The sequence below is a fragment of the Acinetobacter sp. YH12095 genome (assembly GCF_013419245.1).
Lineage (GTDB): Bacteria > Pseudomonadota > Gammaproteobacteria > Pseudomonadales > Moraxellaceae > Acinetobacter > Acinetobacter towneri.
The window spans coordinates 76,935-99,264 of the sequence record NZ_VPAL01000007.1; the positions used below are offsets into that span (position 1 = coordinate 76,935).

At 42.6% G+C, this 22,330-nt stretch carries 20 protein-coding genes; 9 read left to right on the forward strand and 11 right to left on the reverse strand.

All coding sequences use genetic code 11. The annotated features are described in order from the left end of the window. Window positions 1–22: 22 nt before the first annotated feature. Together FTU35_RS07135 and FTU35_RS07140 are read left to right on the forward strand one after the other, a co-directional pair. Window positions 23–1,177, forward strand: a complete 1,155-nt coding sequence (locus FTU35_RS07135) for a methionine aminotransferase (RefSeq protein WP_026438346.1) — start codon at window positions 23–25, stop codon at window positions 1,175–1,177. 114 nt (window positions 1,178–1,291) lie between these two features. Next, entirely contained in the window at window positions 1,292–2,659 is a 1,368-nt protein-coding gene (locus tag FTU35_RS07140; RefSeq protein ID WP_096901501.1) for an MATE family efflux transporter, read from the forward strand. A 26-nt stretch (window positions 2,660–2,685) separates the two neighbouring features. Here the strand turns inward: FTU35_RS07140 and FTU35_RS07145 are convergent, their stop codons facing one another. Next, window positions 2,686–3,525, reverse strand: coding sequence for an SDR family oxidoreductase (locus tag FTU35_RS07145; RefSeq protein ID WP_154320167.1), 840 nt, complete (start codon window positions 3,523–3,525; stop codon window positions 2,686–2,688). Between the two features lie 213 nt (window positions 3,526–3,738). Here FTU35_RS07145 and FTU35_RS07150 point away from each other — a divergent pair, with 213 nt between their 5' ends. The 3 genes from FTU35_RS07150 (at window position 3,739) to phoR (ending at window position 7,023) form a co-directional block, all read left to right on the forward strand. Continuing rightward, window positions 3,739–4,458 carry a TetR/AcrR family transcriptional regulator gene (locus FTU35_RS07150; protein ID WP_154320166.1) on the forward strand — a complete coding sequence of 240 codons (720 nt, stop codon included), beginning with the start codon at window positions 3,739–3,741 and terminating at the stop codon, window positions 4,456–4,458. Window positions 4,459–4,944: 486 nt separating this feature from the next. Next, complete coding sequence (gene phoB, locus FTU35_RS07155; protein WP_004974162.1) at window positions 4,945–5,655, forward strand: phosphate regulon transcriptional regulator PhoB; 711 nt, start codon at window positions 4,945–4,947, stop codon at window positions 5,653–5,655. Between the two features lie 9 nt (window positions 5,656–5,664). Next, complete coding sequence (gene phoR / locus FTU35_RS07160) at window positions 5,665–7,023, forward strand: phosphate regulon sensor histidine kinase PhoR (protein ID WP_154320165.1); 1,359 nt, start codon at window positions 5,665–5,667, stop codon at window positions 7,021–7,023. Window positions 7,024–7,119: 96 nt separating this feature from the next. Here phoR and asd read toward each other — a convergent pair whose 3' ends face one another. From asd to pncB, 3 genes are all read right to left on the reverse strand, one after another. Then, window positions 7,120–7,980 carry an archaetidylserine decarboxylase gene (gene asd, locus FTU35_RS07165; protein ID WP_096901498.1) on the reverse strand — a complete coding sequence of 287 codons (861 nt, stop codon included), beginning with the start codon at window positions 7,978–7,980 and terminating at the stop codon, window positions 7,120–7,122. Continuing rightward, window positions 7,977–8,819, reverse strand: coding sequence for a sulfurtransferase (locus tag FTU35_RS07170; protein WP_167846417.1), 843 nt, complete (start codon window positions 8,817–8,819; stop codon window positions 7,977–7,979). The genes asd and FTU35_RS07170 overlap by 4 nt, the downstream gene beginning before the upstream one ends. 163 nt (window positions 8,820–8,982) lie before the next feature. Further along, on the reverse strand, window positions 8,983–10,188 hold the full coding sequence (gene pncB, locus FTU35_RS07175) for a nicotinate phosphoribosyltransferase (RefSeq protein ID WP_131261228.1): 1,206 nt from the start codon (window positions 10,186–10,188) through the stop codon (window positions 8,983–8,985). 234 nt (window positions 10,189–10,422) lie between these two features. On the opposite strand from pncB, the gene dtd reads away from it, so the two are divergent. Then, a complete protein-coding gene (gene dtd, locus FTU35_RS07180) occupies window positions 10,423–10,863 on the forward strand; it encodes a D-aminoacyl-tRNA deacylase (RefSeq protein WP_004974142.1) in 441 nt (146 codons plus the stop codon). 62 nt (window positions 10,864–10,925) lie between these two features. Here dtd and FTU35_RS07185 read toward each other — a convergent pair whose 3' ends face one another. The 3 genes from FTU35_RS07185 to serB all read right to left on the reverse strand — a co-directional run bounded on the left by FTU35_RS07185 (window position 10,926) and on the right by serB (window position 13,572). Further along, on the reverse strand, window positions 10,926–11,405 hold the full coding sequence (locus FTU35_RS07185) for a hypothetical protein (protein ID WP_004974140.1): 480 nt from the start codon (window positions 11,403–11,405) through the stop codon (window positions 10,926–10,928). A gap of 209 nt (window positions 11,406–11,614) precedes the next feature. Then, window positions 11,615–11,950, reverse strand: coding sequence for a ciprofloxacin tolerance protein AciT (gene aciT / locus FTU35_RS07190; RefSeq protein ID WP_004974137.1), 336 nt, complete (start codon window positions 11,948–11,950; stop codon window positions 11,615–11,617). Between the two features lie 401 nt (window positions 11,951–12,351). Beyond that, window positions 12,352–13,572 carry a phosphoserine phosphatase SerB gene (gene serB, locus FTU35_RS07195; protein WP_004974136.1) on the reverse strand — a complete coding sequence of 407 codons (1,221 nt, stop codon included), beginning with the start codon at window positions 13,570–13,572 and terminating at the stop codon, window positions 12,352–12,354. Between the two features lie 78 nt (window positions 13,573–13,650). Between serB and FTU35_RS07200 the strand changes: the two genes are divergently transcribed. Beyond that, the gene (locus FTU35_RS07200; RefSeq protein ID WP_154320163.1) at window positions 13,651–14,910 is read left to right on the forward strand and encodes a hypothetical protein; all 1,260 of its coding nucleotides are present in this window, start codon (window positions 13,651–13,653) and stop codon (window positions 14,908–14,910) included. 106 nt (window positions 14,911–15,016) lie between these two features. Here FTU35_RS07200 and ppk1 read toward each other — a convergent pair whose 3' ends face one another. The 4 genes from ppk1 to mhpT form a co-directional block, all read right to left on the reverse strand. Beyond that, window positions 15,017–17,080, reverse strand: a complete 2,064-nt coding sequence (gene ppk1, locus FTU35_RS07205) for a polyphosphate kinase 1 (protein ID WP_131261229.1) — start codon at window positions 17,078–17,080, stop codon at window positions 15,017–15,019. Between the two features lie 232 nt (window positions 17,081–17,312). Further along, window positions 17,313–17,939: a bifunctional nicotinamidase/pyrazinamidase gene (gene pncA / locus FTU35_RS07210; protein ID WP_104852749.1), complete on the reverse strand. Its 627-nt coding sequence runs from the start codon at window positions 17,937–17,939 to the stop codon at window positions 17,313–17,315. A 47-nt stretch (window positions 17,940–17,986) separates the two neighbouring features. Further along, complete coding sequence (locus tag FTU35_RS07215) at window positions 17,987–18,388, reverse strand: hypothetical protein (protein ID WP_131261230.1); 402 nt, start codon at window positions 18,386–18,388, stop codon at window positions 17,987–17,989. Between the two features lie 196 nt (window positions 18,389–18,584). Next, window positions 18,585–19,811: a 3-(3-hydroxy-phenyl)propionate transporter MhpT gene (gene mhpT, locus FTU35_RS07220; RefSeq protein WP_131261231.1), complete on the reverse strand. Its 1,227-nt coding sequence runs from the start codon at window positions 19,809–19,811 to the stop codon at window positions 18,585–18,587. Between the two features lie 1,002 nt (window positions 19,812–20,813). Between mhpT and dapA the strand changes: the two genes are divergently transcribed. After that, the gene (gene dapA, locus FTU35_RS07225; RefSeq protein ID WP_131261232.1) at window positions 20,814–21,713 is read left to right on the forward strand and encodes a 4-hydroxy-tetrahydrodipicolinate synthase; all 900 of its coding nucleotides are present in this window, start codon (window positions 20,814–20,816) and stop codon (window positions 21,711–21,713) included. 14 nt (window positions 21,714–21,727) lie between these two features. Beyond that, the gene (locus FTU35_RS07230) at window positions 21,728–22,327 is read left to right on the forward strand and encodes a hypothetical protein (RefSeq protein WP_026438344.1); all 600 of its coding nucleotides are present in this window, start codon (window positions 21,728–21,730) and stop codon (window positions 22,325–22,327) included. Window positions 22,328–22,330: the final 3 nt, after the last annotated feature.

Here is a 22,330-nt window from a genome sequence, read left to right on the forward strand (position 1 = left end):
GCTGCCATAACCAGAACTCTCTATGCTCGATATTCACGCGAAACTGCCTGCTCAAGGTCTGAGTATTTTTAGTACCATGTCTAACTTGGCACAACAACTGAATGCCTTAAATTTATCGCAGGGTTTTCCCGACTTTCCCCCACCTGCAGCATTACTGGATGCTTTAAGCCAAGCCACACACGCAGGCTTCAATCAATATCCTTCGGGCGATGGTTACTTGCCACTACGCGAACAACTGGCACAGCAATTTTTACAGCGTGATCAGCTAATGCTCGACCCGATCAGTGAAATTACCATCACCCCAGGGGCAACACTGGCTATTTTTAGCATCATGCAAACCGTGCTGCAGGCAGGCGATGAAGTCATTATTTTTGATCCAAGTTATGACAGTTATGCACCCTGTGTAAAATTGTTGGGTGCAAAAGCCGTTCATATTCCGCTGCAGGCTCCACATTTTCAGGTGGACTGGAATATGGTCAAAGATGCGATTCATGCCAAAACCCGCATGATCATCATCAACACACCACATAACCCCACAGGCACAGTATGGTCAGCGCAAGATTGGCAGCATTTAATTGATGTTATTCAGGAACATAATATTGTGGTGCTGTCCGATGAAGTCTATGAACATTTGGTCTTTGATGCGCATCAACACCGCTCTGCACTGTCTTTTCCTGAGCTTAGGGAACGCAGTTTTGTCGTGGGTTCCTTTGGTAAAACTTTTCATGTCACAGGCTGGAAAACAGGCTACTGTGCGGCTGCACCTGCCTTAATGCAGCTCTTTCGCCAAGCCTATCAATTTATTAATTTCTGCGGAGTTAGCGCTGTGCAAGTGGCTTTGGCAAATTATATGCAGCAGCACCCTGAACATATTGCAGAACTGGCAAAGTTTTATCAGGACAAACGTGATTTGTTTAATCAAGGCATTGCCAATTCACGCTTTCAATTCAGCCCTGCACAAGGCACTTATTTTCAAAATTTAGATTACAGCAATATCCGTCCCGGCTTAAATGCTGTCGATATGTGCCATTTTCTAGCCGAGCAGCACGGCATTGTCGGTATTCCTGTGTCTGCATTTTATCAAACCCCACCCGATGATTTACGTTTAATCCGTTTCTGCTTTGCTAAAAAAACCGAAACCCTGTTGCGTGCAGGTGAAATTTTATCGGCAATTTAAGCGATGAAGCTCCACTGAAATGTCACTGAGTTACTGAAAAGCTAAGGCTTTTTATGACCAAATCATGCTAGGGTGAAATTTCAAACAACCGCATATTGAAGCGCAGGATTTGGCATGGCAAGACCTCAGGCACTGGTCGATCACCCTCAGCTTTGGAAAACCTTTTTGGTGTTTCTATTGCCACTGATTGCCACCAATATTTTGCAAAATCTTTCGGGCACCATTAACACGATTTTTGTCGGGCAAATGCTCGGTGTGGAAGCCATTGCTGCGGTGTCGGTATTTTTTCCCATTATTTTTTGCCTGATGGCCTTTGTGATTGGGCTTTCGGCAGGATCGACCGTGTTGGTCGGGCAAGCGTGGGGCGCACAAAATGTCGAAAAAGTGCGTTGTATTGTCGGTTCGACTTTATTTATGACCCTAATTGGCGGCAGTTTCATTGCCTGTTTGGGGGTGATTTTTGCCGAACAAATTTTAATATTATTAGGCACAGACCCTAAAGTGATGCATCTATCCCTGCCGTATGTGCAATGGATGTTGGCAGGCAGCCCACTGCTGTTTGTTTATATTATTTATACCTCTATTTTACGTGGAGTGGGCGATAGCCTTACGCCACTCATTGCCCTGAGTTTGACTAGTTTAATGGGATTGGTGATTACCCCCATCCTGATTGCAGGTTATTTTGGCTTTCCTCGCTTGGGCATTATTGCCCCTGCAATTGCCACCATTCTGGGCTATCTGGCTGTTTTAATTTTTTTGGTGATTTACCTGAATAAAAAGAATCATCCCTTAAAAATGGATGTGCATCTACTACGTCAAATTCGGCATCAACCCAATTTAAGCAAGGTGATTTTACGCTTAGGGATTCCCACAGGCTTACAAATGGTCACTACCTCTATGGCAGGTTTGGTGATTGTCGGTTTGGTCAATCGGCATGGTGCTGAGGCCACTGCCGCCTATGGCGCAGTTAATCAGGTGTTGAACTATATTCAATTTCCTGCGCTATCTATTGCAATTGCCGCTTCAATTTTTGCTGCACAAGCCATTGGTGCAGGCAAAGCCGAATTACTGGCTAAAGTGACCCGTACAGCCTTAGGCATGAATTTGCTGATTACAGGTATTTTAGTCACCTTGGGTTATTTATTTTCTAAATATCTGATGGCGTTGTTTATTACCGATCCTGCGGTGGTGGTACTGGGTCAGCAGCTCTTATTTATTGTGTTATGGGCCATTTTATTTTTTGGTGCCAGTGCAATTTTTGCCTCCATTATGCGCGCCAGTGGCACGGTCAATGTTCCAATGATCATCAATATTTTAGCGATTGTTTTAATTGAAGTACCGTGTGCTTATTTCTTCAGTCAGTGGTGGGGTTTGCAAGGAATTTGGTATGCCTATGCCTTGGCATTTGTGAGTCTGTGCATCGGTCAAGGTGCGTATTATCAATTTGTCTGGAAGAAAAAAACCATTCAGGTTTTGGTCTGAATGGTCTGTTATATTTGTAAGTTAGATTAACCGCGTTTCTTGCCCAACTTAGTCGCCCATGCGGTAACTTTCTGATAACCCGTTGGAACAATACGCTGGATTAAATCCAAAGTTTTGGCATCATTACCAATCAATAAACGGCGCTTGTCTTTTTGTACCGCTTCTAAAATTTGGCGCGCCGCTTCTTCAGGCGGGCAACGCAATAATTTATTAAAAGCACGTGCCGATTTTTCAGGATTCATGCCCAAAGTGCGCATGCTGTCGTTCATTTTAGCATTGTTGGCAATATTGGTACGAATCCCGCCTGGATGCACGCTCAACGCACTCACACCACAATTTTCCAAATCCAATTCCTGACGCAAAGACTCGGTAAAACCGCGCACCGCAAATTTGGTTGCGTTATAAGCCGACTGCGTTGGCTGTGCAGTTAAACCAAATAAACTGGAAATGTTAATGATATGACCATCTCCCGTTTGTTTGATTAAAGGCAAAAATTCTTTGGTGCCATATACCACGCCCCAAAAGTTAATCCCCACAATCCACTCCAGCTCTTCGTAAGTTGCACCCTCTACAGTAGAACCCAACGCCACGCCTGCATTATTAAAAATCATATTGACCGAGCCGTGGTCTCGCACAGTTTCAGCTGCCCATTCGCGCATTTGTTCTAATTTAGAAACATCCACCTTTTTAATGGTCACGCGCACATTACTGTCTTTGAGCAAATCCACTGTTTGCGCCAAACCTTGTTCATTCACATCACTGAGCGATAAATGACAGCCTTGCTTCGCCAATAGAACAGCCAATTGCTGCCCAATACCCGAGCCTGCGCCTGTAATTGCGGCAACTTTATTTTTAAAATTTTTCATGTGATTTCCTTGAGTATGTGGCGTGCACAGTTCAGACCTGCTTGTTGTTTTGTAGGGCTGTGCGATGCGCTGTGGTTTAAATATAATTTTGACAATAAGTATTGTCAATATAAGCCAGTACGAATATCGCAAATGAATCTGAAAACATAGGTTTAACAGATAATTATTGCTAGTATAAAGCCTAATTACGGTTCTTATTTGGCTTAACTGAACATGACAGAACAACTGCCCGTGACTGCAGAAACAGAAAAAACCACCCAGAAACAACAAAAAGAACGTCAGTTTAAAGGCTTGTCTTTAACTGAGCGCAAACAGGCGCGTCGTGAAAAACTGATTGAGGCAGGTATTCAAGCCTATGGCACGTATGGTTTTTTTGCCGTGACCGTAAAAGATATTTGTACCGAAGCCAAACTAACCGAGCGCTATTTCTACGAATCCTTTAAAAAAAGCGAAGAACTGTTTCAGACCATTTTTTTAAAATTGATTGATGAATTACAGCAAAATGTCATGCAAGCCATTATGCAAGCCTCGGCTGATCCTAAAAAAATGATTGATGCAGGACTGACTGCTTTACTGACCACGCTAAAAAATAACCCGCAAATGGCACGTATTATTTATATTGATGCCATGCTGGTGCAAGAACTACATAACCAAGCCACCATTCACGAAACTATGTCGCGTTTTGACCGCATGATTCAGGCCTTTGTCATGCTGATGATGCCGCATTTAGACCGCCCCAACCGAGAAATTTCACTGGTAGCGACAGGCTTAAATGGTTATGTCACCCAAATTGCGATTCGCTGGGTGATGAGCGATTTCAAACAATCCATGGAAGATGTCTTGTCTTCTTGCCGTATTGTATTTTTATCGTTATTACAGACCTTTTCGGAAAAAGAGCAAGCTTTTGTGAAAGATTCTTCGACATTGTCATAAAATCGAAAAATATTCATAATATTTTTCAAATTCAGAGGGGTCTGCTGACATTTCATAAATGGCTTGCGCTGTAGGCTAAAACTGAGCAGATCAGGCAGGGAATAGTGGGTCTATTGCCAAGTTTCATAACGCAATCTGAGAAAGTTTTAGCTACAGTCCTTCGGAACGAGCATATTTTTTTGCCGCTATTGCTTTATGAGTCAGTCACTTAGAATAACTAAATTTCCTGCCTCATGCCTTATATCAGCTAAAAAATCTTGCGAGATATATCTCTCACGTCGCAAACATAGACGAAGTGTCAGCAGACCCTATTTACTTTGACTGAATCTGTTCAGTTTTTTCATCAAATCGACACTATTTTGTCACAAATTATTGCAAAAATAGCCCATTCAGCCCTTTCTGCAATGATACTGTCATAATTAATCTTTGTAATAAGCCTGTCATAAATAAAACGGTCCACCGTTAACATCTATAGGATATTGCGTTGTGAAAGATGACTACATTTTAATCGTCGATGACGAACTTCCAATTCGGGAGATGATCCATACCTCTTTAGATATGGCAGGCTTTCAGTGCTTACAAGCAGAAGATGCAAAACAAGCTCATCAGATGATTGTCGATCAACGTCCAGCGCTTATCTTGCTTGATTGGATGATGCCAGGCGGTGTCAGCGGTGTAGACTTGTGCCGTCGCCTAAAACGCGATGACAACCTTGCTGAAATTCCTGTGATTATGCTCACTGCACGTGGCGAAGAAGATCACAAAGTTCAAGGTTTAGATGCTGGCGCGGACGACTACATGACTAAGCCGTTCTCGACCCGTGAACTGGTGTCACGTATTAAAGCGGTCTTACGTCGTGCCAATGCCTTAAGCGGTGAAAAAACTATTGATGCCAACGGTTTAATTTTGGACCCAGTCAGCCAGCGTGTCAGTTTTGGTGACAATATTTTAGAAATGGGCCCAACCGAATATCGTCTATTGGCGTTCTTTATGACGCACCCAGAGCGCGCTTACACCCGAGCGCAATTGCTTGACCAAGTCTGGGGCGGCAATGTATATATTGAAGACCGAACTATTGATGTGCATATTCGTCGTTTACGTAAAGTTTTAGAACCGTATGGCGTAGACCGTTTTGTACAAACGGTACGTGGTACAGGCTATCGCTTCTCGACACGTGCGGATGTTGCTTTAGGCTAAAATTATTTTATGTACGAACCTTACCCAGTCCCTGAACTCGCCCGTGACCTCAAACAAGTTCGTTACAGCAGTTTATGGACTTTTGCCAAACAAGATTTTCGTTTATTGGCCTTTTTCCTAATTATTGCAAGCTTGATTGGTTTTGGGATTGGGTATTTTTGGATTTGTATTAGCCTCGCCTTTTTGCTGTTTTTTCTTCAGCAAATGCGCTCCCTCTATTTAGTTAATGATTGGATTTCCAATCGTCCTTATGATGTGCCGCCAAATCTGCATGGTATTTGGGGTGCATTACTGTTCAATGTTTATCGCTCACAACGTCAGGAACGTATCGTTCAGGCCGAAATGGTCGGGTTGATTGATCGCGCCCAGTCTTCATTGGTGGCGTTGGATGAAGCCGTGATGCTGATTGATGAAAATCATCAAATTGAATGGTGGAACCCTGCTGCTGAAAAGCTATTGGGTATTCAGCCTTTAGACCGTGGACGCAACATCCTCACTATTTTGCGCCAACCTAGTTTTATTGAATATTTTAATCATATTGATCAAGCACCTGACGGTTTAAAAATGAAATCTAGCGTGCATGAAGGGCAATATGTGCAAGTCAAAATGACTCAGTTTGGTGGCGATAGCCGTTTGTTATTTGCTTACGACATGACGCGTATGCATAACCTAGAACAAATGCGTAAAGACTTTGTCGATAATATTTCACACGAATTACGCACTCCGCTAACGGTGCTGAGTGGTTATATCGAAACCTTTACCGATCAGGATGATATTAACCCGCGTTGGAAACGTGCTTTTGAGCAAATGCAGTCACAAACCCGACGCATGAATGCTTTAGTGAATGACCTTCTGCTGCTGTCACGTCTGGAAAATGAAAAAACCATCGCCAAAAATCAAATCATTGAAATGCCAAGTTTAATGAATCAATTATTTGACGATGCACATGCCTATAACGTCGATTATGGACATACACTCAACTTAAATATTGACAGTCATTATGATCTGATTGGTTCAGATGTAGAATTGGCCAGCGCCTTTAGCAACCTAATCACCAATGCAATTAAATACACCCCAAAAGGCGGGACGATTACCATTGGCTGGCATGATAATGGCAATCAAGGCTATTTTACTGTAGAAGATACTGGCATCGGGATTGATCCGAAACACTTACCACGCTTAACTGAACGCTTTTATCGTGTAGACAGCGCGCGTAGCAGACAAACAGGCGGCACAGGTTTAGGTTTAGCAATTGTGAAGCACGTTTTGATGCAGCATAATGCACACTTAGAAGTCGAATCTAAAGAAAATCAAGGCTCTATATTTAAAGTCGTGTTCCCAAAAGAGCGTTTGTATTACGAAACTTAAGCGCTGGTTGAGCTAAAATAGACAATAAATTACAGATTTAAAAAACAAAAAAACGCCAAATTACTTTGGCGTTTTTTATTTCTTTATTCACATATTTTATTCAGCAGAAACGATATGTCCCAGGGCTTTCCCCATTTCCACTACAGAATTGGCTTTGAATTCAGCATCCCACTGCATTTTATTTTCTTCAAACAAAACAATCGCGGTTGAACCCAAATAAAAACGTCCTAATTCTGCACCTTTTTCAAGGAATAATTGGTGCTGATTCAGCTCCAAACGCCCTGATGGTTTCACTTTGCCTGTCGCCACGGTTTCAATGCCCGCTACAATCATGGCACCCACTAAAACAACTGCCATACGCCCCAGTTCGGTATCAAACAAACACACCATGCGCTCATTGCGGGCAAATAAACCCGGAATATTTTCGGCTGTGGTTTGATTGACAGAAAACAACTCACCTGGCACATATAAAGTTTCGGTGAGTGTGCCTGCAAAAGGCATGTGTACACGGTGATAATCACGCGGAGATAAATACACGGTTGCAAATTGACCATTTTTAAATGGTTCAGCCAATTGCGGGTCGGCAATTAAGTTTTCAACAGTAAATTGCTGACCTTTGGCCTGAAAAATTGCCCCATCTTCAATTTTACCCAACTGTGAAATCGCCCCATCTGCAGGCGATACAATGCTGTTCGGATTGCTGTCAATTTCCCGCACACCCTGCTTTAAAGAACGGGTAAAAAATTCATTAAAAGATTTATATTTCAAGGCATTGCTTTGTTCTGCCAAAGACATATCAATGCCGTATTGCGCCTTGAATGCAGTGATCACCGCATTTTTGAGCACAGGATGCTCACTGGCTGCAAGTTTACCCACAACACGTGATAATTGATGTTGTGGCACAACGCGTTGTGCCTGAATGAAAATTTGTTTTTTTAAACGTGATGTGAGGCTCAAGACGGCAACTCTCCAGTAATAACAGGACTGTCAGGGCGGTTGCCCCATTCACTCCACGCACCATCATAGGCCTGAATTTTCCAACCCAATAAACGCCCTAAAATGTAGGCCAAACCTGAACGGTGATGTGACTGACAATACACCACTACAGGTTCGTTTAAATTGAATCCGAGTTGTTCCAGACGCTGTCGTGTGCGTTCTAAGGGATGCAATTTTAAATGATTTTCACGATTAAGGGCAGTACTCCATTCAAAATGCAATGCCCCAGGAATGTGACCGCCGCGTCGTGCAGCCAAACGCAGCCCTGTATATTCATCTATGGTGCGGCAATCCCAAAGTTGCACCGACTGGTTTTGGCACTTTTCTAATAGCTCATCATATTGAATTCTATACTGATTTTGCTCGGCAACAGGAACAAGCATGCTGACGGGTGTTAGCGGTTCAACCTCAGAAGTAGTTGGAAAACCTGCTGCCAACCATGCGTGAATCCCACCATTTAGTAAACTGGTATTTTCAAAGCCTAAACAGTGTAAATTCCAAATCAGACGCCCTGCCCATGCGCCACCTTCATCGTCATAGGCGACCACATGATGCTCAGGGGAAATACTCAAATACTGAATCAAGTCTTGTAAAGCCTCGGGTTCAGGCAATAAACCCGATGTATCTTCATCCTGACGTAGCAACATGCTCGGTTTGACCTGTAAAGCATGCGGAAGATGCAATTGCTCGTACACCGAATTGCGGCTCAAATCGACAATGCGCAATTTTTCATGCCCTAAAAAGGGAACTAAATCTTCTGCTTCAATCAGCAGTCCAAAATTGAATGGAGAAGTGCTCATTTTTATGCGGTTCAGTCTGTTTGGCAATCAACTTTAACTTAGTATAGGTCATTTTTGATAGCATGCTGTTTTTTTCATAACTTTCGCAGAATTTTAACAATCACATGCTTTAATCTAGAAAAAAACCGAAGATTTTCTTCGGTTTTTTCAATGTGCTCAGGTTTTAAACAGGCGTTTGTATTTCAAAAACTTGGCGTAAATATGCCAAGAAGGTGTCATTATCGGTCATGGTTTTACCCGGACTATCGGACAATTTCGCCACCGACTGACCATTACATTCCACCAATTTCAACACAATATTTAGCGCAGTTTGCCCCATATCATTGGTTAAGTTGGTACCAATCCCAAAACTAACCTGAAAACGGTCTTTAAAATACTGATGCAAGGCCCATGCTTTTTCGACATTTAAACCATCACTGAAGGTCAGCATTTTAGTTTTACTGTCAATTTTTAGCTTTTTATAATGTGCATAAGCTTTATCGCCCCACACATACGGGTCGCCACTGTCATGTCGCAAGCCATCAAATAACTTGGCAAAATACAAATCAAAGTCACGCAGGAAAGCATCCATCCCGACCACATCAGTCAAGGCAATGCCTAAATCACCCCGATATTCTTGCACCCAAGTTTCTAGTGCGGCTTTTTGGAAGTCACGTAAACGTACATCTAGCGCCTGAAATGCCTGTAAAAACTCATGTGCCATTGTCCCAATTGGGGTAATGCCTAATTCTTTAGCCAACAGTACATTACTAGTACCACGAAACACTTCAGGTACAGCTTGATGAAAAGCCGCAATCACGTGCTTTTGCCATGCAAAACTATAACGGCGGCGCGTACCAAAATCTGAAACCAAAAATGGTGGATCTTCAGGCAGTTGCTGCTGTTGGTAACTTTGAATCAGGGCAATTTTTTGCTGTAAACGGCGCTCACCTTCTGCCCAAACCTCATCATTACGGATGCGCTGAAAATACAGTTCATTGACAATTGCCAGGACAAAAATCTCGAACATCATGGCCTGTACCATCGGGCCTTCTACCCGAATATCCAAACGACCTTGCGCATCAATACTGGCGTGAATAAAACGACGCTTGAGCTGAAATAATTCTAAATAATCGACAAAGTCACTTTTAATAAAGCGTAAATTACGCAAATACTGCAATTCATCTTCTTTAAATTTCAACTGACACAAATGATCAAGCTGCGCATTCAACTCAGCTAAAATATCGCTCAGTGGATACGCGGTATCTTCAAGATTACGGCAGCGGAATTGATACACACTGTGCGTTTGCGGAAATTTATGCAGCACCACCTGTAACATGGTGAATTTATATAAATCAGTATCGAGCAGAGATTGAATAATGGGGGTCATAGGGATCATCATTTCGCGGTACTTCTTGCATTAAAGCATACTTTATTCAGCAAAAAAGGGCTTTTATCGACAATCTTGTTACAACTTTGCTGAAGTGTAGCCTTCCCAAGATATTTTACCTCTCTGCGGGCAGCTACCGTTGTGATGCTTTCGTGATTGATGTTAATGCACGCCAAAGTGCCTAAGTTTGCTACAATCTGCAGCCATCCCCCACACTGAGAAAATTAGTCCCCCATGCGCGCATTATTACAACGAGTTCTTGAAGCCAAAGTCGTGGTCGATGGTGAAATCACTGGCGAGATTCAACAGGGTATTTTGGTATTTTTGGGCTTAGGCAAAGACGATAATTTTGAGAAAGGCAAAAAGCTGATTGATAAAATTTTAAAATATCGTTTTTTTGATGATGAACAAGGCAAAATGGGTTGGAATGTCAGTCAGGCCAATGGCAGTGTGTTATTGGTTTCACAATTTACCCTCATGGCACAGACTCAAAAAGGTTTACGTCCTGATTTTGGCCCTGCGATGCCCCCAAACGATGCCAAAGCGCTGTATGAACAATTGGTGGACTATGCCAAAAGTCAGTTTGACAGGGTGGAAACAGGTATTTTCTCTGCCGATATGAAAGTGCATTTGGTAAATGACGGGCCTGTGACTTTTTGTTTGGAAGTCGAGTAAATCACATATAAAAAAACCTCTGTCAAAAATTGATCAGAGGTTTTTGTTTGGGTCTGAGCAGCTTATTTACCCGTTTTTTGTTTAATAAACTGGCGTGCCATTTTAATTTTTTCTTTTACAGGTTTTGGTAGTTTAGGTGGAATCAATTTCGCTGCTTGGTTAAACCACACCAATAAGCCAAAATCACCTTCCATTTTAATGCTGCCATTTTGCATGCCTGTCATAAATGCAGTTGGATCACCTTTCATTAAGGTTTTTACGCCTTGCTCGCTGTCTGCAAACTGCAAAATAAAATCGGCTTTTTCTGCATCGCCTGCCACAGTGTCAATATGTCCATTGTTGACAATAATTTGACGCGCCATACCCAAGTCTGTGCCAATTTGAATACGGAACTGGCGTTCATGCACCAACTCAATAAATTTTGGACTGGTACGTGCCAGTTGTTTCATACGCAATGCCAAACCTGCCACGAGAAGGTCAAGTGGATCGGTGCTGACATCAACCAAAGGAAGTTTGACCACAGGAATTGCAGAAAGTTTCATGACAGTGAAGCCTATTGTAATTGTTGGATAATGAACAGACTCATCCTATCACAACTCCCGCTTTTTGCTGCAAGGCTTTGTATAACAATCTTTAGGAGGGTGTTAAAATTTTGTCGCTGTTTGGATGGCGCAAACTGCCGTACAGATAAAGCAAAAAAGATGCAAACCAGTTGCATCTTTTTAAAGTTTTTGAATTTAGTCTGTACGATTTAGCGGCTTGAGCACTGCTGCTGATCGTCTTCATAGACTGGGGTATGTTCGATATAGCGACGTTTTGCCAAAGCACGCTCTGCCCGACGGTCTTCTCGTAATAATAATAAAGTCACCAAAGTCATCGCCAAGAAAATTGCCGACAAGTAACTGTAGGTAATTGGCAGTTCAAATACGCTTTGCACACTGTAGCGCACCACTTCCAATAAACCCCAAAACACCATACCTGCCAACATAAAGTTTAACCAGCGACGATAAGGCGAAAAGAAAACAGCAATCAACGCAGCTGCGACGAGGCTTAAGCCTACAATGGTCGCTAAATTCGCTGTTAGCATAAAAACCTCCGTCTAAAGATGCAGCCTCTTTTTGAATTGGTCTGCGACTTCAAATACCGTTTAAATAAATAATGGATGTCGATTTAAATTCTATGTCTGCATTATGCTGCGTTTTCTAGATAAAAAAAGACTTGTATTTTTATAAAGCGACACACCTTGTCGCAATATTATATTGTCATTACATTTTTTAAATTTTGTAGTTTTCGGGAAGCTAAGCTAGCTCTTTATTCGCGTGTCATTACAAAAAAACACCTTATTTTTTTGCCTTAAAAAATATTTTTTTCATTCAATGCTGTTGCGGTTTTTATCGACAGTTTTTGTTTACCGTTCATCGTTATCTGCTGATTATACAAACAAAAAACGCAGCATGACTGCTGCGTTTTTTTCATTGAATTGTCATATTAGGCACGGTTCAAGTCTTTGTCATGCACGCCCAATAAGTACAGCACACCATCTAAGCCCACGCTTGAAATGGCTTGATTGGCGTTTTGACGTACCAACGGTTTAGCACGGAACGCCACACCTAAACCTGCAATAGAAAGCATTGGTAAGTCGTTCGCACCATCACCCACCGCAATGGCTTGTTCCAAAGAAATCCCCATTTTGTCTGCCAGTTCACGTAGCAATAATGCCTTACGCGCACCATCCACAATGTGACCTTTTACTTCGCCTGTAACCATGCCATTTTCCACATCTAGAATGTTGGCATGCACTTCATCAATCCCCAATTTTTCCTGCAGATATTCTGCGAAATATTGGAAACCGCCCGACAAAATAGCGGTGCGATAACCCAAAGATTTCAGGGTTGAAATCAGGCGTTCAGCACCTTCGGTCACGGTCAGACGTTCGGCAATTTTAGGCAACACAGCAGCATCTAAACCTTTGAGCAATGCTACGCGCGCGCGGAAACTTTGCTGAAAATCCAGTTCACCCTGCATGGCACGTTCGGTAATGTCCGCCACCTGATCGCCCACACCTGCCTCAATCGCCAACTCATCAATCACTTCTTGTTCAATGAGCGTTGAGTCCATGTCAAAACACACCAAACGGCGGTTACGACGGTAGGCATTGTCTTCTTGTACCGCGACATCCACACTCAGTTCATTCGACAGGCTTAAACACGCAGCACGCATGGCAACTGCATCTAGCATTTGTCCACTTAATCCAAACTGAATGCAAGCACGTTTAGGTTCATCTTCGGCTACATTAAGCTGTGGGCGACCCGACAAACGGGTTACAGTTTCAATGTTAAAACCTTGGCTAGATACAATATGCGTGACCGCCTGTAAATGTGAGGCATTCAGCTCTGGTGCCAGTGCAGTCACGATATAACGGGTACGACCGCCTTCTTTGACCCATTGCTCATATTCAGTTGCAGAGATTGGTTTAAAACGCACAGTTAAGCCAATATCATGTGCTAAAATCAGAATCTCCTTCATGGCTAAAGCAGTTGCAGTCTGGTCTTCTGATGCAACAACAATACCTAAAGTCAGTTGATTATGAATAACAGCTTGGCCAACATCTAAGATTTGTAAGGAATGAGCGGACAATACCTGCATTAATCGAGTAAACTGATTAGGTTGGTCAGGTCCTAAAAATGATATAAGAATGATTTCTCGCATGAATTGACTCGGGTCTGAGCTACAACTATTGTGAGAATCATAATCTAAATTGAATATAAATGCCTTGGAAGTTTTACCTTGAATGCGCCTAGACAAGGGCTATTTGCTAGCCTATTGATTGTAAGTTTTGCTTTTCACACCTTTTTATTGGTGCTTGCAACAACACACCAATTAAATGAAAACCGCGCCAATCAGGGGCAGTTAATGACCAGCCAACTGGTCACAGACAGCCTTTCTGAGCTGGAACCTGCCAATACAGTATCACTGGCATTATTGGTGAATCGTTATGCCACCAATCCAAGCATTGCTTCTATTCGTATTTTAGATGCGCAAAATCAGGTCTTGGCGACAGGTGGACAGTCACGTACCCGTGAAGGTGAAGTCTTTGTCCGCGATGCAATCATCAATGAAAAGAAAGTCGGCAGCATTGAAATTACCTTAATTCAGCCAAGTATTGGTGAAATTCTGCGTACCCAATGGTTAGCGACACTTTTATCATTATTGGTTCATGGCTTGTTATGGTTGGCTTATCGCGCGATTGCCCGTCCAAGTCGTAGTGAATATTTAGCACGCATTAATAATGAATCTCGCCTTAAACACGAATTACAATTATTGACGCAAGCCCTTGAACAAGAAAAACATCAAACGGCTTTGGCACTTGCGCAGGCACAGCAACAGCCTAAACCTGTGATGTCGCCTAAAGCAAACAAATCCATTGAGCAAAGCCAAGAGCAAAACAACATTGCGCTGAATATTCAGTTTTATGACCCGAAACAATTATTAGACACGGTCACGCAAAGTGTGTCTGTGCCTTATTTTAGCTTATGTCAGATTTTCCTGAACAAAAGCATTGAACTGTGCGTACAACACTACAAGTTAAACCGTTCCGACATTCAAACAGTACAACCATTCCATGAAGATGGCGCAACACTCAGTATTGCAGCCAATACACCAAATGCAGCAGCCTGTATGGCCATGATTGGCACGGTGTTCCAGTTATTGTCTGAAGTGCTGTATAAGCGTTATCGTGAAGAAAAGCGTTTTGTGTTGCAAACTCGCAGTGGTTTATCAACCGCAGTCGAAGCCATGCAGTTATCTGCAGTGCAGGCAGCAGAGCGTTTGGTGCATCAATTATCTGCTCGTGAAAATGCAGTGCATTTACCGAATGAATTACTAGATGAACTGTCTACGCATTATGAATTAGTGAGTATGCCAAATCCGACCAATGTGCTGATGCGCCATGCCTTTATGGTTAATGGCATGGACAGCCAATCGGCTGAGTTGGCGCAAAGCCTGCGAACTGAAATTCTAAAAGGCAAACATTCAAGAGCTTCTTAAAATAATCCATGAGATGCCTTAAAAGCATAAAAACCTGAGTATGCACACATACTCAGGTTTTTTATACTCACAGATGCTAGATCACATCCATTTACTGCAGCCCAATTTACACATTCAACTGCTTCTGCTCGACCAAATACATTTGCGCATTGTGTACAGCAGCCTGCCCCACCACAGCAGCTTTCTGCCATTCGCCATTGGCTTGTAGCTCCCACGCATTTTGATTGTCATGCAAATAACTCAGCAAGCCATCTTCTACAATACGCTGTTTAATTTTCTCATCCAAAATAGGGAAGCAAGTTTCCACCCGTGAAAATAAGTTGCGCCCCATCCAGTCTGCGCTGGCGCAGTACAATTTTTTTGCACCACCATGCTCAAAATAATACACGCGGGTATGCTCCAAAAAGCGTCCCACAATCGAACGGACATGAATACGCTCAGACATACCTTTCACTTTTGGAATCAAACAACAAATCGAGCGGATAATTAAATCGACCTGTACCCCTGCCTGCGAAGCACGGTACAAAGCCGTAATTAACTCAGGCTCAGTCAATGCATTGACTTTAATGATAATTCGGGCAGCTTTGCCTGCTTGTGCAAACCCGATTTCTTGTTCAATCAGTTTGAGCAATTCACTGTGCAAGGTAAATGGTGCATGCAGCAAGTTTTTTAATTTTGCCGATCTGCCCATGCCTGTGAGTTCCTGAAACACCCGATGCACATCTTCACAAATATCAGGATGTGTGGTCATCAAACCATAGTCGGTGTACATACGTGCATTGCCCGCATGATAGTTGCCTGTACCCAAATGTACATAGCGCACCAACTGATCTTGCTCACGACGCACAATCAAAATCATTTTGGCATGGGTTTTATAGCCGACAATGCCATACACCACCACTGCGCCTGCCTCTTGCAAGACGTTGGCGACCATAATGTTGGATTCTTCATCAAAACGTGCGCGTAGCTCGATCACGGCAGTGACTTCTTTGCCATTACGTGCGGCTTCTGCAAGTACCTGCACAATTTCAGAATCTGGGCCACTACGATACAGCGTTTGCTTAATCGCCAACACATTTGGGTCTTTCGCCGCTTCTTTGAGTAAATTAATCACCGGCTGAAAAGAGTCAAATGGGTGATGTAGCAACACATCCTGCTTTTTCAGAATCTCAAACATCGGTTTTTGCTTCCGAAATATTTTTGGAATCACAGGTGCAAAAGGTGGATATTTCAATTCAGGTCGGTCAAAACTACTGGTCAGACGCGACAGGTTAATCGGCCCGCTAATCCGATATAATTGCTGCTCATCTAAATCAAACTCTCTGAGCAAATAATCAATAATATCTTGCGGGCAATCATCTTCAATTTCTAAACGTACCGCACGCCCAAAACGACGTGACGATAATTCATCTTTTAAGGCAACTGCCAAATCATCGACATCTTCGGCCAAAATCAGGTCGGCATTGCGGGTCACTCGAAACGCATAGCAACCTGTGGCTTTCATGCCTGGGAACAGATCATTGATATGCTGCTGAATAATCGCAGTCAAGAAAATATGTTCAGTCGCACTACCTGCCACTTCTTTTGGCAAATTGATTAAACGTGGCAAAGAGCGTGGCGCAGGCACAATCGCCATTTCAATTTCACGTCCAAAAGCATCTTTGCCTTGTAAACTGACAATAAAGTTTAGACTTTTATTGACCAAACGCGGAAATGGATGCGATGGGTCTAGGCTAATTGGCGTTAAAACAGGCTGTACCTGACGGGCAAAATAATCGGCAATCCACGCTTTATGTTTATCCACAATGTCATGGTATTGAATAAAGTGAATCCCTAAACTTTGCAGCTGCGGCAAAATGGCATAATTTAAAGTGTCGTATTGCTGCTTCACCGCCTGATGCACTTTATCAGACAGTTCTACCAAGACCTGTTCAGTCGGAATGGCATCTGGGGTACGGGTAATGGCATTCAAATCGAGTTGCTTCATTAAACCTGCAACGCGAATTTCAAAAAACTCATCTAAATTACGTGAAAAAATAATTAAAAAATTGAGTCGCTCTAAAATAGGTAACTCTGGGTCTAAAGCTTGCGCCAAGACCCGACGGTTAAACTCAATTAAAGAGAGTTCACGATTAAAATAAGTATCAGATGAATGCTGAAAGTGTTCCATATCTTCTCTATGCTGTTTTTAAGACAGTCTGCTTATTTCGCCTCTGTGCAAGGCATGGTAGGTAGAGATTATGACAATCATGTTACACCCACAATCAATCGCAGAACATTTCGTCAAAATTGGGTATATGTAAAAAATTGATTTTTATTTATTTTATTTTACATTTAATCTATTTTTATAGCAAAAAGGAAGATTTCGCCCTTCCCTTTCGCGGCCAGTTCGTTATCTAGTTTTAGCCAAGTAAGTGCTGACTTTGTACTCGCTGTACTCCTTGTGCCAACATCTGTTGCCATGCTTGTTCTAAAGAGCCATTTAAATCAATCGCTTTGGTGGCATCTTCAATCACATAGGTGCTAAAACCCAACTCACAGGCATCTATTGCCGTCCACGCCACACAAAAGTCGGTGGCAATGCCCACAATATAAACCGTATCAATTTCACGGGCTTTTAAATAGGCCGCCAAGCCTGTGGTGGTTTTGCGGTCTGCTTCCATAAAGGCAGAATAACTGTCTATTTGCTCGTGAAAACCTTTGCGTATAATCAATTGTGCTGTAGGCAAATCTAAATCTGGGTGTAATTCAGCATCAGCTGTGCCTTGCACACAATGCACAGGCCACAACACTTGCTCGCCATAACTGAGCTGAATCTGCTCATAGTCCTGTTTGCCTGCATGGTTGGCAGCAAAGGACACATGCGTTGCAGGATGCCAGTCTTGGGTGATCACAATGTTCTGAAACACACGTCCCAACGCATTAATGCAGGGAATAATTTGATCGGCATTTGCAACCGCCAAATTACCTCCTGGACAAAAACCATTTTGCACATCAACCACAATCAAGGCATTATTCAGCTGCTGCATGCTGTTTCCTTTCCCATCTTAAACGCTACCCTCAGCATAGCTGAAATTTAAGTCTGAGTTGTATCGCTTTGATAAAAATAAAAAGAATCGTTTTCGGCACAATGTTGATAGTTCGGTAGCTGTAACAATAATTGCCGTACAAAACGTGGATAGATTTTGGCTTTGCGTGCAGTCGCGGCATGAAAATAAAAATAAGGCAGTGGATGCCGAGTTAAATAATTGACCAAATGCTGTCGGGTTAAACGCATCACCTGAAAGGCATCAATACCTGCGTTGACATCTTCATAAGTAGCTTGATCGGCAAATGCCAGCCACGCGTTTTGTTTTGGAGAAGTCCGTGTTGCTCGAAAATGGCGTTTCAGTTCTAAAATAAATTCATATTCAATCAGATACAGCGAAAACTGCTGTTGATCCAACTGAAATTCTGCAATCAATTTTTTCTGCTTCAAATGATACTCTTATATTTACTGTTTTTTAGGACTTATTATACCCTGCTTGCGTCATTGCCACCCAGTAGAACAGGCAGCTTTGCGACAGTACTTGTCACACTTCATTCGAGCATTTTCTCTCAAAAATCAGCGATCAACATACAAAAAAATAGCCTGCAGGTGCAGGCTATTTGGTCTTTCAACTGTTCTCATCCTTTTAAACAGTTTGAATACGACGTACCAATAACAACATGAAAATGGCTGAAATAATAATACATGGAATGGCTGCTGAAATAACCCCAGCCGCACCAAAGCCTGCTGCCAACAACTGACCTGCAATAGCAGGGCCAAGCATTGCGCCTACACGACCAACAGCAGAGGCAACACCGACCCCAGTACCACGTACTTCGGTTGGGTAGACAATACTACCAAAAGCATATAACACGCCCTGACAGCCAATCACAAAAGCACCGACCAAAGCTGAAGCCATATACATTTGCATGAGTGAACCCGCTGCATTTAGAGCAAATAAACCTGCCAAAATACCACCATACATCAATAAAATCACGTAGGCTTTTTTCCAACGGTCGGTCAGCATACCCAAAATTACAGTACCGACTGTCGCACTCACCATGAAATAGAACTGTGCAGTACTGCCTTCTTTACGCGAGAAACCTAATTCCATAAATAAAGATGGTAACCAGCTCAACATGATGTAAACCACCATCAAGGTAAAGAAGTAACTCACCCAAATAAATAAGGTGCGCAATAAGTTTTGTGAATTAAACAAATCTTTAAAAGATGCTTTTGGCGCAGCATTTTGTGCTGTGACATCTTTACCTGCCGCTTGTGCTTTTAAGAATTCACGTGATTCTGGCAATAACCACATCATCAATGGAATGACAATAAATGGCAGCAAACCACCCAAATAGAAAATGTTTTTCCAGTTTGAGCCAAAATCTGTACTGGCAATTAAAGATAAAATGGCTGCACCCACAGGCATACCACAATACATCAAGCCCACAGCACGACCACGGTTTTGTGGCGAAACAGCTTCAGATGCCAAAGTAATTAAAATTGGCATGGCTGCCCCTAAACCCGCACCTGCCAAGAAGCGCACCGCCAATAGGCTTTCAAAGCTATTCACCCACACCGTACATAAGGTAAATAAAGCAAAGACTGCTGTAGACCAGATTAATACTTTTTTACGACCAATACGGTCTGCAAAACGTCCGCCAACCAAAGCACCTGGCAATAAACCTAAAATACCCGCACTAAAAAATACCCCAAGCTGCGAGCTGTCTAAACCAAAATGCTCACGGATACCTGCCGCAGCAATACCTGCTGCCTGAATATCCAGACCTTCAATCACTGCAATTAAAAAGCAGATCGCGACGGTAATAACCGCATGCCGCTGATCGCTATGTTGTGTTGATCTATCCATTGGGTCCCTCTACTAGAATTAGATAGCCATGTGAAAGCCTGCATCTTGCGCAGTTTTAAACTGCAGCAATAGCTATCAATAAGTGTTAGACCAAAGTGAATTTTTTCAGATCAGCGCAAACGTGTTGCGAAGCATGTAGAAAAAAACATAGCGAAAAAAACAATAAATCTGGCAAATTACACGCTATTTTCCCGCTTAATGCAGTAAATTCAGCGCAAGATTTCTCACCATTTAAGAAGTCAGCGACAACATAGGTAGACTTAAAAGCTATTATTCTTAAGAATCAAAAATCAAAATATCCCGATTAAAACAGTCAGATATAAGAGCTATAAGGTCTGAATTGAGCGTTTTTTTATATAAATATCTAGGGTCTGTTGACAATTCATCTATGTTTGCGACGTGAGAGATATATCTCGCAAGATTTTTTAGCTGATATAAAGCATGAGACAGGAAATTTAGTCATTCTAAATGACTGGCACATAACGCAATAGCAGCAAAAAATATGCTCGCCCCCTTGCGCAGCAAACAAAGCAGCGCTTTGTTCTTGCTCATGTGGCTAAAACTTTCTCAGATTGCGTTATGAAACTTGGCAATAGTCTCGCTATTCCCTGCGTTTCATGCCTGATCTGCTCAGTTTTAGCCTACAGCGCAAGCCATTTATGAAATGTCAACAGACCCTATATTCAGCGTTGTATTTCAAACTTGAGGCTAAAAAAGTGCTGATGAGGGTTGCGCCATACCAATGAAAATTTGGGTACAAAGGAGATGGTTATTATTTTTTTATTTTGAACAACAAGCTGCTGATCCTAAAATACTACATTAAACAAAGTTTATGATTGCTTTGACGAAAGCATATTGTTCTGACACACTGAATCAGTCATAATTTGGCTAAGCATTATTTAATCAATTTGATTGAATTTTGACCCAAATCAAAATACTGCAACCATCCACATCTACCTTTTCTACACCTCTGTGGATGGAAAAATAGGATCTTTTTAAAAAATGACTCAGCAAGCACAGACCATTCAAGGCTCAATTGTCGCAATTGTCACCCCAATGTTAGAAGATGGCAGCGTAGATTGGAAAGGTCTCGAGAAGCTCGTTGAGTGGCACATAGAACAAGGTACCAACAGTATTGTTGCTGTAGGTACAACTGGTGAAGCATCGACCTTAAGTATGGAAGAGCACACCAAAGTGATCGCAGAAATTATTCGCGTCGCAAATAAGCGTATTCCTGTCATTGCTGGTACTGGTGCAAACTCAACGCATGAAGCCATCGAACTGACCAAAGAAGCACAACAATTGGGCGCAGATGCGGCCTTATTGGTAACGCCTTATTATAATAAGCCAACTCAGGAAGGTTTATACCAGCACTATAAAGCAATTGCAGAAGCAGTTGATTTACCTATCATTTTATATAATGTACCGGGTCGTACTGGTGTAGATATGTCAAATGAAACGGTCATCCGTCTTGCAGACATCCCAAATATTGTGGGCGTAAAAGATGCAACGGGCGATGTGCCACGTGGTCAGCAATTATTGGCTGGCTTAACAGGCAAAAACATGGTGGTGTATTCAGGCGATGACGCTACGGCATATCAATTGATGCTGCACGGTGCAAAAGGCAATATTTCTGTAACCGCCAATGTTGCACCAAAAGCCATGAGCCAAGTTTGCGCGGCTGCAATCGCAGGTGATGCTGCAGGTGCAGAGCAACAAAACAGTGCGATTGCAAATTTACACAATATTCTATTTTGTGAATCGAACCCAATTCCTGTGAAATGGGCACTTCATGAAATGGGATTAATTGGTACAGGAATTCGCCTGCCATTAACTCCGCTTGCAGAACAATATCGTGCACCGTTACGCGAAGCCCTTCAGGCTGCGGGTGTCATTCAATAAAAGAGCTTAGTATGATGCAATTACGTTTTGGTTTTATCGCCGCACTTTCAGTATTGAGTTTGGCTGGTTGTAGTTCTCTTGCCATCAATAATGGTTCATTGGACTATAAAGACGCCGCTACTTTAGCACCACTTCAATATCCAGAAGGTTCTGTGGTTCGACCTGCAACACCGTTGTATCCTGCACCAAGCGTTGACCCTTTAGCAACGGCAAATGCACCTAAGCTTGAAAATGCACGTGGCAACCGTTTTGCGATGCCACGTCCTGAAGCCATGCAAGCCAGCAGCAACACAGTTCAAGACAGTACGCAAATTGGACGTCCTCAACCCGTAGTTGACGGAAACCAAAATCCGTTGCTCAAAATTGATGGAAATTCTGCTACAATTTGGCAATACACACTTGCCACCCTCAGCAGTCTGAATTACAGCATTGTTGGTCAAAGTAAGAACCGTTACGAGGCAACCATTAAGGTCGATCAACAGATTTATGTCTTAAGATTGACCTCTGTCGGTTCGAGCAACAACCTAGCTGTATTCAATGCCGATAACAGCTTTGCAGATCAAGAAAAAGCTGCAGATCTGTTGGCCCAGATTTACCAAAATTGGCCAGCCTAGCCG